The sequence below is a fragment of the Kocuria oceani genome, assembly GCF_029524215.1.
Classification (GTDB): domain Bacteria; phylum Actinomycetota; class Actinomycetes; order Actinomycetales; family Micrococcaceae; genus Kocuria; species Kocuria oceani.
Window position 1 is genome coordinate 15,090 of record NZ_JARAMH010000002.1, and the last position, 12,948, is coordinate 28,037.

Sequence of the window (12,948 nt, forward strand, 5' to 3'; positions counted from 1 at the left end):
GGGCGCCGCACGTGGCGACGTCCCGGTGCAGTGCACGGGACGTCGGGGCGGCACCGGTTCTCGGCCGAGGTAAGGCTTGCCTTACCGCTCAACCTAGAGTGTTCCGGGCGGGTGAGGCAAATCATTGGAGAACATCGGCGTGCCCTAATTCGACCGGCATGGGACCGGCCGCTCCACCGCGCTGGCACTCGCCTTGACCGACTGCTAGGCGACTTCTATAGTCGGCCTTGGCACTCTCCGGGTGAGGGTGCTAAGGGCCAGGCGATCGATCGGCACCGCGACGACGGTTGGTGCGCCAACCGGCCCGAAGCACGACGGCGGGCCCTGCCCGCGGTCGCCCACCGCTTTCCACGCCTACAGAGAAGGAGAGATCGTGTCGGTCTCCATCAAGCCCCTCGAGGATCGCATCGTCGTTCAGCCGCTCGCCGCTGAGCAGACCACCGCTTCCGGTCTCGTCATCCCGGACACCGCCAAGGAGAAGCCCCAGGAGGGCAAGGTCCTGGCCGTGGGCCCCGGCCGTGTCGACGACTCCGGCAACCGCATCCCGGTCGACGTCAAGGAGGGCGACGTCGTGATCTTCTCCAAGTACGGCGGGACCGAGGTCAAGTACAACGGCGAGGAGTACCTGGTGCTCCCGGCCCGCGACGTCCTCGCCGTCGTCGAGAAGTAGAGCCGGCGCAGCAGGCCGCGCAGTCCTGACGAAGGGTGCCCGCCGCGCGCCCCGCTTTCCCGGCGGGCCCGCGGCGGGCACCCTTCGTCGTCCCCGAATTCCCGAACCCCGCTGGACCACCAGCCACCCAGAAGGAGCTCTTCGCCCATGGCCAAGCAGCTGGCATTCGACGATGCCGCCCGCAAGTCCCTCGAGAACGGCGTCAACAAGCTCGCCGACACCGTCAAGGTCACCCTCGGCCCCCGCGGGCGCAACGTGGTGCTCGACAAGAAGTGGGGCGCCCCCACGATCACCAACGACGGCGTGACCATCGCCCGCGAGGTCGAGCTCGACGAGCCCTACGAGAACCTCGGCGCGCAGCTCGCCAAGGAGGTGGCGACCAAGACCAACGACGTCGCCGGCGACGGCACCACCACCGCCACCGTGCTGGCCCAGGCGCTCGTCAAGGAGGGCCTGCGCAACGTGGCCGCCGGGGCGGACCCCCTGAGCCTCAAGCGCGGCATCGAGAAGGCCGTCGAGGCCGTCGCGCAGCGCCTGCTGGACAACGCCCGCCCGGTCGAGGGCGTCAACGTCGCCCACGTGGCGACCATCTCCGCCCAGGACCCCACCATCGGGGAGCTCATCGCCCAGGCCTTCGAGACGGTCGGCAAGGACGGTGTCATCACCGTCGAGGACGGCTCCAGCACCGAGGTGGAGCTCGAGGTCACCGAGGGCATGCAGTTCGACAAGGGCTACCTCTCCCCGTCCTTCGTGACCGACGCCGAGCGCCAGGAAGCGGTCATGGAGAACTCCCTGGTGCTGCTGTACCAGGGCAAGATCTCCTCCGTGCAGGAGCTCATGCCGGTGCTGGAGAAGGTCCTCCAGGCCAAGAAGCCGCTGACCATCATCGCGGAGGACGTCGAGGGCGAGGCCCTGTCCACCCTGGTGGTCAACAAGCTGCGCGGCACCCTCGACGTCGTGGCGCTCAAGGCCCCCGGGTTCGGCGACCGCCGCAAGGCGATCCTGCAGGACCTCGCGGTGCTCACCGGCGGCGAGTTCATCACCTCCGAGCTCGGCATCAGCCTCGACCAGGTGACCCTGGAGCAGCTGGGCACGGCCCGCCGCGTCACGGTGACCAAGAACACCACCACGGTGGTCGACGGCGGCGGGACCCCGGAGCAGATCCAGGAGCGCGTCGCCACGATCCGCGCCGAGGTGGAGCGCACCGACTCCGAGTGGGACCGGGAGAAGCTCCAGGAGCGGCTCGCCCGCCTCGCCGGCGGGGTCTCCGTGATCAAGGTCGGCGCGGCCACCGAGGTCGAGGCCAAGGAGCGCAAGCACCGCATCGAGGACGCCGTGTCCTCGACCCGCGCGGCCCTCGAGCAGGGCATCGTCTCTGGCGGCGGCACGGCCCTGGTGCACGCGGCGAAGGTCCTCGACGAGTCCGACCTCGGGCTCACCGGCGACGCGGCGACCGCGCTCGGCATCGTGCGCCGCGCGCTGCGCCAGCCGCTGTACTGGATCGCGCAGAACGCCGGCCAGGACGGCGCCGTGGTCGTCTCCCGCGTGGCCGACCTGGAGCCCGGCCACGGCTACGACGCCGCCGCCGGCGAGTACGTCGACATGGTCGCCGCCGGCATCATCGACCCGGTCAAGGTCACCCGCTCGGCGCTGCAGAACGCCGCGTCCATCGCGGCGCTCGTGCTCACCACGGAGACCCTCGTGGTGGACAAGCCCGCCGAGGACGCGGGGCACGGCCACCAGCACTGACCCGCACCGCCCGTCCGACGGACCCGTCCCGCTCCCGCGGGGCGGGTCCGTCCGCCGTTGCCGCCCGTGCCCGGCCGCCTCCGGTAGAGTGCGGGGGTCCACCCGACCACGGCCGCACCCCCCATGGCGGCACGGTGTTCCCAGGAGATGCCCATGACCAGCCTTCGCGAGCATGAGGCGACCCCCGGCGCCGGGGCGTCCACGGCCGGGCGGGTGGCCCGGTACTCCGGGTTCCGCCCGGAGGTGCAGGGGCTGCGGTTCGTGGCGGTGCTGCTCGTGGTCCTCTACCACGTCTTCCTCGACCGGGTTTCCGGCGGGGTGGACATCTTCCTGCTGATCTCCGCCTTCTTCCTCACCCTGTCCTTCGTGCGCAAGCTCGAGGCCGGCCGGCCCCTGGCGATCGGGCGGTACTGGCTGCACGTGTTCAAACGGCTGCTGCCCCTGGCCGTGCTCACCGTGCTCGGCACGCTCGTGCTCGCGTGGCTGCTGTTCCCGGAGGCGCGGATCGACCGGATCCGCACCGAGGCCCTGGCCTCGGTGTTCTACGTGCAGAACTGGGCGCTGGCCCTGGCCGAGGTCGACTACTACGCGGCCGACGCCTCCACCGCCTCCCCGTTCCAGCACTTCTGGTCGCTGTCCGTGCAGGGTCAGGTGTTCCTGCTGTGGCCGCTGGTCTTCGGGGCGGCGTGGCTGCTGACCCGGTGGCGGGGGTGGCGGCCGGTGCCGGTGCTGGCGGGCATGTTCGGGCTGATCTTCGCCGCCTCGCTGGCGTGGTCGGTGCACAGCACCGCCACCCAGCAGGCCTTCGCCTACTTCGACACCCGCACCCGGCTGTGGGAGTTCGCCCTCGGCTCCCTGCTGGCCCTGGCGGTGCCCTACCTGAACCCGCCGCGGGCCGCCCGGGTGGCCCTGGGCTGGGCCGGGCTGCTCAGCATGGTCTCGGTCGGGCTGCTCATCGACGTGCAGGGGGCGTTCCCGGGGTGGATCGCCCTGTGGCCGCTGCTCTCGGCGGCGGCCATCATCGTGGCCGGGCAGTCGGGCTCCCCGTTCGGGCTGGACCGGATCCTGGCCTCGAAGCCGCTGGTGCGGCTGGGGGACGCCTCCTACGCCCTGTACCTCATCCACTGGCCGCTGCTGATCACCTACCTCGTGCTGCGGGACCGGCCGGTGGCCGGGCCGCGGTCGGGAGCGGTGATCATCCTCGTCTCCCTGGTCCTCGCGGTGCTGGCCACGAAGCTGGTGGAGCGCCCGTTCCAGCGCTGGGCGTGGCCGGAGCAGTCCAAGCGGCGGCTGGCGGTGTCCGTGGCCGTGAGCCTCGCCCTGGTGGCCGTGCCCGTGCTCGCCTGGCAGCAGGTCGACGCCCGGCGCGCCGCGGTGCTCGCGGAGGAGGCCGCCCGCAACAACCCCGGAGCCGCCGTGCTCCGGCCCGGGTTCGAGTTCCGCGGGGACCCGCAGGCTCCCGCGCTGCCGCTGGCCAGCGCGCTGCAGGACGAGTGGGTGGGACTGCCCGAGCCCTGCTCCGGAGAGTTCGCCCCCGCACAGGAGCCGCTCGAGGAGTCCTGCCGGCAGACGCCGCTCGTGCAGGACCCCACGCGCACCGTCCTGGTGGTCGGCAACTCCCACATGGAGCAGTTCATGGGTGCGGTGATCCCCCTGGCCGAGGAGCGCAACTGGCAGCTCGTGTCGGTCCTGCAGCCCGGGTGCCCGTTCGCCGTGCGCCCGGAGGGGGACGAGTGCCACGAGGGCAACCGGTTGGCCCTCGACTACGTGGAGCAGGTGGACCCGGACATGGTCCTGACGACGTCGACGTACGCGGCCCGGATGGACGGGCCCGGCGAGACCGTGCCCAGCGGATATCCCGAACTGGTCGACCGTCTGACGAGCCAGGGGATCGAGGTCGTCGGCTTCCGCGACAACCCGCGCTTCGACTTCAACCCCTACGAGTGCGCAGAGCGCCACGGCGCGGGCGCCGCCCGGTGCGACGTCCCCGTGCCGCAGGTGCTGGCTCCCGTGAACCCGGCCGACGCCCTCCTCGACCGCCCCGGCTTCACGTCCCTGGACCTCACCGACCTGATCTGTCCCGACGGGGTGTGCCGACCCGTGGTGGGCAACGTGCACGTCTTCATGGACGCGCACCACCTCAGCTGGGCCTACACGCGGACCATGGCACCGGCTCTCGAGGAGCGGCTCCTCGGTGCCGCCGGGCCCGAGGCTTCCTTGTGAGCACGGTGCTCACCCGCGCCCCGCGGCCCGGCGGCGGGCGGTCGCCGGCCTCGTCCGCGGGAACGTCCGGCGCCGGGGCGTCCACGGCCGGGCGGGTGGCCCGGTACTCCGGGTTCCGCCCGGAGGTGCAGGGGCTGCGGTTCGTGGCGGTGCTGCTCGTGGTCCTCTACCACGTCTTCCTCGGGCGCGTCTCCGGCGGGGTGGACGTCTTCCTGCTGATCTCCGCCTTCTTCCTCACCCTGTCCTTCGTGCGCAAGCTCGAGGCCGGCCGGCCCCTGGCGATCGGGCGGTACTGGCTGCACGTGTTCAAACGGCTGCTGCCCCTGGCCGTGCTGACGGTCCTGGGGACCCTGCTGCTCGTCGAGCTGCTCTATCCGGCCTACGACGTCGGACGGTGGCGCAGCGAGGGGCTGGCCTCGGTGTTCTACGTGCAGAACTGGGCGCTGGCCCTGGCCGAGGTCGACTACTACGCGGCCGACGCCTCCACCGCCTCCCCGTTCCAGCACTTCTGGTCGCTGTCGGTGCAGGGTCAGGTGTTCCTGCTGTGGCCGCTGGTCTTCGGGGCGGCGTGGCTGCTGACCCGGTGGCGGGGGTGGCGGCCGGTGCCGGTGCTGGCGGGCATGTTCGGGCTGATCTTCGCCGCCTCGCTGGCGTGGTCGGTGCACAGCACCGCCACCCAGCAGGCCTTCGCCTACTTCGACACCCGCACCCGGCTGTGGGAGTTCGCCCTCGGCTCCCTGCTGGCCCTCGCCCTGCCGTACCTGAACCCCTCGCGTCGGGTGCGCGTGGCGCTGGGCTGGGCCGGGCTGCTCAGCATGGTCTCGGTCGGGGTGCTGGTGGACGTGCAGGGGGCCTTCCCCGGGTGGATCGCGCTGTGGCCGCTGGCCTCGGCGGCGGCGATCATCGTGGCCGGGCAGTCGGGGTCACGGGTCGGGCTGGACCGGATCCTGGCCTCGCGGCCGCTGGTGCGGCTGGGGGACGCCTCCTACGCCCTGTACCTCATCCACTGGCCGCTGCTGATCACCTACCTCGTGCTGCGGGACCGGCCCATGGCCGGACCGCGGTCGGGGGTGCTGCTGGTGCTGCTGTCGGTGCTGCTGGCCGTGCTGGTCACCCGGCTGGTCGAGGACCGGCTCAGGACGTGGTCCTGGCCGGAGCAGTCCAAGCGGCGGCTGGGCGGGGTCGTCGTGCTCTGCCTCGCCCTCGTCGTGGCCCCGGTGCTCGCCCTGCAGCACGCGGAGGACCGCCGGGCCGCCGCGGTCCTGGCCGCCGCGGACCGCAACAACCCCGGGGCCGCGGTCCTGACGCCCGGATTCCGTGACCAGGCCGACCCGGACGCGCCGGCCGTGCCGGTGATCACCGGGGACTCCTACCGGAAGCCCGGGCTGGGCGAGCCCTGCCCCGCGGAGCTGGGCATCTCCGAGCGCCAGCAGCAGTGGTGCTTCGAGACCGTCCCGAACGCCGAGCCCGCCGCGACCCTCCTCGTCGTCGGCAACAGCCACGTGCACATGTGGATCCCGGCGATCGAGGAGCTGGCCGAGGCCAACGACTGGCGGGTGCTCACCTACATCCGCGGCAACTGCATGTACTCCACCGTCGAGGAGCAGGTGGCCGACCACGAGGCCTGCGCCCGCTGGCTGGAGGGCGCCGACCCCGTGGTCGACGCGGTGGGGCCGGACCTGGTGCTGCTGCAGGGCACCCGCAGCACGGACGAGGACGAGGAACAGTTCACCCCCGGGATGGAGCAGCGCGTGCGTGGCCTGGCCGAGCGCGGCATCCAGGTCATCGGGCTGCGCGACAACGCCCGCTTCGACTTCGTCCCCGCCCAGTGCGCCGTGGACCACGGCGCCGACGCCCCCGAGTGCGCCGCCACCCACACGATCCTGGACCCGGACAGCCCACTGACGCCGGTCGCCGACGAGCTGGCCCGGGTGTCGATGGTCGACATGGGCGACCTGATCTGCCCGGACGGACGCTGCCCACCGGTCGTCGGCAACGTGTACACCTACTGGGACAGCAACCACCTCACCGTCGAGTACGTGCAGACGCTGGCCCCCATGTTCGTCGAGCGGGTCCGGGACGCCCTGGCCGCCGACGGAGTCGCCGCCGGCGCCGCGGCGTGAGTCCGGGCACAGCCCGGCCGCCGGCCGGGTCCGGCGCGGCGGCGGGCCCGTAGAATGGTCGGGATTCCCTCGATGCTGAAAGGCCCCACCGTGTCGGATACCGCCGTCCCCACCGCCCTGTCCGAGGACCCGTTCGGGTTCACCGGGCTGACCTACGACGACGTCCTGCTGCTGCCCGGCAACACGGACGTCATCCCCTCGGAGGCCTCGACGCGCACCCGCCTGTCCCGGCGCATCACCCTGGAGGTGCCGCTGCTGTCCGCCGCCATGGACACCGTCACCGAGTCCCCGATGGCCATCGCGATGGCCCGCCAGGGCGGTCTCGGCGTGATCCACCGCAACCTCTCGATCGAGGACCAGGCGGAGCACGTGGACCGGGTCAAGCGCAGCGAGTCGGGCATGATCACCGACCCCGTGACCATCTCCCCGGACGCGACCCTCGAGGAGCTCGACCGGCTCTGCGGCTACTACCGGGTCTCCGGGCTGCCGGTCGTGGACGCGGAGCAGAAGCTGCTGGGCATCATCACCAACCGGGACACCCGCTACCTGCCGGAGAGCGACTTCCCGAAGCGCCGGGTGCACGAGATCATGACGCCCATGCCCCTGATCACCGGCAAGGTGGGGATGGCCAAGGACGACGCCCACGCCCTGCTGGCCTCGAACAAGATCGAGAAGCTCCCGCTCGTCGACGGCGCCGGCCGGCTCACCGGCCTCATCACCATCAAGGACTTCACCAAGGCCGAGCAGTACCCGCACGCCACGAAGGACGACGAGGGACGCCTGCGCGTCGGCGCCGCCGTCGGCTTCTTCGGCGACGGCTTCGAGCGCGCCATGGCCCTCGTGGAGGCCGGGGTGGACGCGCTGTTCATCGACACCGCCAACGGTCACTCCCAGGGCGTGCTCGACATGGTCGCCCGGCTCAAGGCGGAGCCCGCCGCCGCCCACGTGGACGTGATCGGCGGCCAGGCCGCCACCCGGCACGGCGCGCAGGCCATCGTGGACGCCGGCGCGGACGCCGTGAAGGTCGGCGTGGGCCCCGGCTCGATCTGCACGACCCGCATCATCGCCGGCGTGGGGGTGCCCCAGGTGACCGCCGTCAACGAGGCGGCCAAGGCCGCGATCCCGGCGGGCGTGCCCCTGATCGCCGACGGCGGCCTGCAGTACTCCGGGGACATCGGCAAGGCCCTCGTGGCCGGCGCGGACTCCGTGATGGTCGGCTCCCTGCTCGCCGGCTGCGACGAGTCCCCGGGCGAGCTGATCTTCGTCAACGGCAAGCAGTTCAAGACCTACCGGGGGATGGGCTCGCTGGGGGCCATGCAGTCTCGCGGCAAGAAGACCTCCTACTCGAAGGACCGCTACTTCCAGGCCGACGTCTCCAGCGACGAGAAGCTCATCCCCGAGGGCATCGAGGGCCAGGTGCCCTACCGGGGCCCGCTCTCGGCCGTGGTGCACCAGCTCGACGGCGGCCTGCGCCAGACCATGTTCTACGTGGGCGCCCACAGCCTGGAGGAGCTCAAGCACAAGGGCCGGTTCGTGCGCATCACCCCCGCCGGGCTCAAGGAGTCCCACCCGCACGACATCACCATGACCGTCGAAGCACCCAACTACCAGCGCTGAGCGGCGGTCCGCTGCACCGTTCGGAAAGGACACCATGAGCTACGACATCGAGATCGGCCGCTCCAAACGCGCCCGCCGCACCTTCTCCCTCGACGAGATCGCCCTCGTCCCCTCCCGCCGCACCCGCGACCCCCGGGACGTCTCCACGGACTGGCAGATCGACGCCTACCGGTTCTCGATCCCCTTCCTGGGTGCACCGATGGACTCGGCCACGTCCCCGGAGACGGCCATCGCCCTCGGCCGCGCCGGGGGACTGGGCGTGCTGGACCTCGAGGGGCTGTGGACCCGCTACGAGGACCCGCAGCCGGTGCTCGACGAGATCGCGGACCTCTCCGGCGACGACGCCCCGGCCGCGACCCGCCGGATGCAGGAGCTCTACGAGGCCCCGGTGCAGCCCGAGCTGATCACCGCCCGGCTCGCCCAGATCCGGGAGGCCGGCGTGATCGTGGCGGGCTCGCTCACCCCGCAGCGCACCGTGGAGCACTACCGGACCGTCCTGGACGCCGGGGTGGACGTCTTCGTGATCCGCGGGACCACGGTCTCCGCGGAGCACGTCTCCCGCAACCAGGAGCCCCTGGACCTCAAGAAGTTCATCTACGACCTCGACGTCCCGGTCATCGTGGGCGGCGCGGCCGGCTACACCCCCGCCCTGCACCTCATGCGCACGGGCGCCGCCGGGGTGCTCGTGGGCTTCGGCGGCGGCGCGTCCATGCGGATCCAGAACACCCTGGGCATCCACGCGGCCATGGCCACGGCGATCTCCGACGTCGCCGCCGCCCGCCGGGACTACCTCGACGAGTCCGGCGGCCGCTACGTCCACGTCATCGCCGACGGCGGCGTGGGGGTCTCCGGGGACATCGTCAAGGCCCTCGCGATGGGCGCCGACGCCGTGATGCTGGGCACCGCCCTGGCCCGCACGGCGGAGGCACCGGGGCAGGGCTGGCACTGGGGCGCGGAGGCGCACCACGGGCAGCTCCCGCGCGGGCTGCGCACGCGGGTGGGCACGGTCGGGCCGCTGCAGGAGGTGCTCTTCGGCCCCTCCCGGCACGTGGACGGCACCTCCAACCTCGTGGGGGCGCTGCGCCGGTCGATGGCCACCACCGGGTACCTGGAGCTCAAGGAGTTCCAGCGCGCCGAGGTGGTCATCCGCGGCTGAGCCCCGCCCGCGCCGGGATCCGCGCGGGCCCCGGCACCGGGGCCCGCGCCGACGTCCCGGACGGGCGGGCGGGGATTGGCGAACGTCCAGGAAGGCGCACTAGCCTTGACGGGTGCTCACGACCGCCCTGCGCCCCCGATCGATCCTCACGCTGCTCGTGAGCCTCGGGCTGGCCGTGGGCTTCGTGCTGCTCAGCCAGTGGCAGCTGGAGTCCAGCGAGCAGGCCCGCACGGTGGCGGACCCCGCCAAGGACGTGGCCGTCCCGCTCGCCGAGGCCGCCGAGGCCGGCACTGCCGTCACCGCGGCGCAGGCCGACCAGCTGATCACGGTCACCGGGGACTACCGGGACGGCTCCACGCTCCTGGTCCCCGGCCGGCTGCAGGACGGGTCCGAGGGCTACTGGGTCGTCTCGGCCCTGACCGTGGCCGACAGCGCGGGCCGGTGGCCGGACGCCGCCGGCGAGCTCACCGTGGCCGTGGCCCGCGGCTGGACCGCCGATCCCGCGGCCGTGCCGGCGGAGCCCGAGGGCCGGGTCGGCGTCGTCGGGCGCTACCTGCCCGCCGAGGGGCCGGTGCCCGGCGAGGGCCTGCCGGAGGGCCAGGTGGGCACGGTCTCCCCGGCCCAGCTCACCAATCTCTGGGACGCCCCGCTCTACGCCGGGTTCGTGGCGGCCTTCGCCGAGAACCCCGCCTCCGCGCCCGTCCAGCTCCGCGCGGACGGGACGCTCGCCGCGGACCCGGCGCTGCTGAGCCCGCAGCTGTCCGAGCTGGAGATCGACCAGCAGCCCACGGACGAGTCCGTGAACCTGCTCAACCTCTTCTACGCTGTCGAGTGGGTGGTCTTCGCCGGCTTCGCCCTCTACATCTGGTGGCGGTTCGTGCGCGACGAGTGGCTGCGCGAGCAGCACCCGGAGGAGTACTTCTACTTCGAGGGCGAGTACTACCTCGACGAGGCGAGCGGACGCTACTACTACTACGACCCCGAGGCGGGGGAGTACTACTGGTTCGACGACCAGCCCGGCCACCGGCCCGAGGACGGGCCCGGCGACCGGGCCCGCAGCGCCGGCGCCCACGGCAGGACCGACGACACCCAGGACAGGACCCAGGACAGGACCGGAGCCCACCATGACTGAACCGACCCAGCCGACCCCCTCCCCGAAGGAGCGCACCGACGGGGTGCGGGTCTCGCTCCCGCAGGACGCCCGGCCCGCATCCGGCGGACCCGGCCGGGTCCCGCGCCGGGCGGCCCTGCAGCCGCGCCGGCGCTTCGGCGGCACCGAGTCGCAGATCCGGGGGGCGCTGACCTTCTACATGGTCTGCGCCTGGATCTCCGGCACGTTCCTGCTGCTGCTCGTGGCCGAGATGATCACCCGCTACGGGCTGGGCTACGACCTGATCGCCGGGGGCACGGACAAGCTCACGGGGCAGACGGTGGCCCTGGGCTGGCAGGACCTGGAGCTGGAGAACCTCGCCGGCGGGGTCAACATCTCCACGTGGATCCTCATCGTGCACGGCTGGTTCTACGTGGTCTACCTCGTCTCCTGCTTCCGGGTCTGGACGCTCATGCGCTGGCCCTTCCCCCAGCTGGTGGTCATGGCCCTCGGCGGCGTCGTGCCGTTCCTGTCCTTCGTGGTGGAGCGCAAGATCCACGCCTCGACCACCGCGGAGCTGCGCGCCAACCCGAAGGCCGCCAAGCGGTACTGAGCCCCTCCCGCGCCTGGCCTAGGATGGAGGGCGTGACCGAAACACCTGAGACCCGTACCGAGCTGGAGCAGCGCCCGGTCCTGGTGGTCGACTACGGCGCGCAGTACGCGCAGCTGATCGCCCGCCGGGTCCGCGAGGCCAACGTCTATTCCGAGATCGTCCCGCACACCTGGTCCACCGAGCAGATCCTCGCCAAGCGGCCGGCGGCGATCATCCTCTCGGGCGGCCCGTCCTCCGTCTACGCCGAGGACGCCCCGCAGCAGGACCCCGCCCTCTTCGAGGCCGGCGTGCCCGTCTTCGGCATCTGCTACGGCTTCCAGGCCATGGCCCAGGCCCTCGGCGGCACGGTCGCGCACACCGGGGCCCGCGAGTACGGCGCGACCACCGCGACCGCCGTGGGCGGCCCCGGTGCCTCCATCCTCGAGGGCTCGCCCGGCACCCAGACCGTGTGGATGAGCCACGGCGACTCCGTGGTCGAGGCGCCCGCCGGGTTCGAGGTCCTCGCGTCCACCGAGACCACCCCGGTGGCCGCGTTCGCCGACGACACCCGCCGGCTGTACGGGGTGCAGTGGCACCCCGAGGTCAAGCACTCCGTGCACGGGCAGCAGGTGCTGGAGCACTTCCTGTTCGACGGCGCGCGCGTGGAGCCGACCTGGTCCACCGGCAACATCATCGAGGAGCACGTCCAGCGGATCCGCGAGCAGGTCGGCTCCGCCTCCGTGATCTGCGGGCTCTCCGGCGGCGTGGACTCCGCCGTGGCCGCCGCCCTGGTCCAGCGCGCCGTGGGCGACCAGCTCACCTGCGTGTTCGTGGACCACGGCCTGCTCCGGGAGGGCGAGGCCGAGCAGGTCGAGAAGGACTTCGTCGCCGCCACCGGCGTCAACCTGTACGTGGCCGAGGAGAAGGAGCGCTTCCTCGGCGCCCTGGCCGGCGTCACCGACCCGGAGCAGAAGCGCAAGATCATCGGCCGGGAGTTCATCCGCTCCTTCGAGGCCGCCGCGGAGGCCGTCGCCCGCACCGCCGCCCAGGAGGGCGAGCCCGTGCGCTTCCTCGTCCAGGGCACCCTCTATCCCGACGTCGTCGAGTCCGGCGGCGGGGAGGGCGCCGCCAACATCAAGAGCCACCACAACGTGGGCGGGCTGCCGGAGGACCTGCAGTTCGAGCTCGTGGAGCCGCTGCGCACCCTGTTCAAGGACGAGGTGCGGGCCGTGGGCCGGGAGCTGGGCCTGCCCCACGAGATCGTGGGCCGCCAGCCCTTCCCGGGCCCCGGCCTGGGCATCCGGATCATCGGGGAGGTCACCGAGGCCAATCTCGCGGTGCTGCGCCGGGCGGACGCCATCGCCCGCGAGGAGCTCACCCGCGCCGGGCTCGACGACGAGGTCTGGCAGATGCCGGTCGTGCTCCTGGCCGACGTCCGCTCGGTAGGCGTGCAGGGCGACGGCCGCACCTACGGGCACCCGATCGTGCTGCGCCCGGTCTCCAGCGAGGACGCCATGACCGCCGACTGGTCGCGCCTGCCCTACGACCTGCTGGCCCGCGTCTCCAACCGGATCACCAACGAGGTCGAGGACGTCAACCGGGTGGTGCTGGACGTCACGTCCAAGCCCCCGGGCACCATCGAGTGGGAGTAGCCGTCCAGCGGGAGTAGCCGTCGAACGGGCGCAGGCCCGCACGACCGGCCCCCGCACGGGCGAGACACGAGCAGCC

General features: G+C 72.4%; 9 protein-coding genes. All 9 read left to right on the forward strand.

The window, feature by feature from the left end; all coding sequences use genetic code 11:
* The first annotated feature begins 373 nt into the window (after positions 1 to 373).
* The 9 genes from groES to guaA all read left to right on the forward strand — a co-directional run bounded on the left by groES (position 374) and on the right by guaA (position 12,872).
* The gene (gene groES / locus PU704_RS02040; protein ID WP_047801805.1) at positions 374 to 670 is read left to right on the forward strand and encodes a co-chaperone GroES; all 297 of its coding nucleotides are present in this window, start codon (positions 374 to 376) and stop codon (positions 668 to 670) included.
* A gap of 147 nt (positions 671 to 817) precedes the next feature.
* On the forward strand, positions 818 to 2,419 hold the full coding sequence (gene groL, locus PU704_RS02045) for a chaperonin GroEL (protein WP_277549929.1): 1,602 nt from the start codon (positions 818 to 820) through the stop codon (positions 2,417 to 2,419).
* Positions 2,420 to 2,572: 153 nt separating this feature from the next.
* Positions 2,573 to 4,642 carry an acyltransferase family protein gene (locus PU704_RS02050; RefSeq protein WP_277549930.1) on the forward strand — a complete coding sequence of 690 codons (2,070 nt, stop codon included), beginning with the start codon at positions 2,573 to 2,575 and terminating at the stop codon, positions 4,640 to 4,642.
* Positions 4,639 to 6,765 carry an acyltransferase family protein gene (locus PU704_RS02055; protein ID WP_277549932.1) on the forward strand — a complete coding sequence of 709 codons (2,127 nt, stop codon included), beginning with the start codon at positions 4,639 to 4,641 and terminating at the stop codon, positions 6,763 to 6,765. The genes PU704_RS02050 and PU704_RS02055 overlap by 4 nt, the downstream gene beginning before the upstream one ends.
* Positions 6,766 to 6,837: 72 nt before the next feature.
* Entirely contained in the window at positions 6,838 to 8,382 is a 1,545-nt protein-coding gene (gene guaB, locus PU704_RS02060; protein ID WP_277549934.1) for an IMP dehydrogenase, read from the forward strand.
* Between the two features lie 34 nt (positions 8,383 to 8,416).
* Positions 8,417 to 9,538, forward strand: a complete 1,122-nt coding sequence (locus PU704_RS02065) for a GuaB3 family IMP dehydrogenase-related protein (protein WP_047801800.1) — start codon at positions 8,417 to 8,419, stop codon at positions 9,536 to 9,538.
* Positions 9,539 to 9,650: 112 nt separating this feature from the next.
* Positions 9,651 to 10,670, forward strand: a complete 1,020-nt coding sequence (locus PU704_RS02070; protein WP_277549938.1) for an SURF1 family protein — start codon at positions 9,651 to 9,653, stop codon at positions 10,668 to 10,670.
* Positions 10,663 to 11,241 (forward strand): DUF3817 domain-containing protein, encoded by a 579-nt coding sequence (locus tag PU704_RS02075; protein ID WP_277549939.1) that lies wholly within the window; start codon positions 10,663 to 10,665, stop codon positions 11,239 to 11,241. The genes PU704_RS02070 and PU704_RS02075 overlap by 8 nt, the downstream gene beginning before the upstream one ends.
* Positions 11,242 to 11,264: 23 nt before the next feature.
* On the forward strand, positions 11,265 to 12,872 hold the full coding sequence (guaA, locus tag PU704_RS02080) for a glutamine-hydrolyzing GMP synthase (protein WP_047801797.1): 1,608 nt from the start codon (positions 11,265 to 11,267) through the stop codon (positions 12,870 to 12,872).
* Positions 12,873 to 12,948 lie beyond the last annotated feature (76 nt).

Bases quoted from the DNA above. Each gene is read 5' to 3' on its own strand.
- groL (WP_277549929.1), top strand. From the start codon at position 818: ATGGCCAAGCAGCTGGCATTCGACGATGCCGCCCGCAAGTCCCTCGAG.
- PU704_RS02050 (WP_277549930.1), top strand. From the start codon at position 2,573: ATGACCAGCCTTCGCGAGCATGAGGCGACCCCCGGCGCCGGGGCGTCC.
- guaB (WP_277549934.1), top strand. From the start codon at position 6,838: ATGCTGAAAGGCCCCACCGTGTCGGATACCGCCGTCCCCACCGCCCTG.
- PU704_RS02065 (WP_047801800.1), top strand. From the start codon at position 8,417: ATGAGCTACGACATCGAGATCGGCCGCTCCAAACGCGCCCGCCGCACC.
- PU704_RS02075 (WP_277549939.1), top strand. From the start codon at position 10,663: ATGACTGAACCGACCCAGCCGACCCCCTCCCCGAAGGAGCGCACCGAC.
- guaA (WP_047801797.1), top strand. From the start codon at position 11,265: ATGGAGGGCGTGACCGAAACACCTGAGACCCGTACCGAGCTGGAGCAG.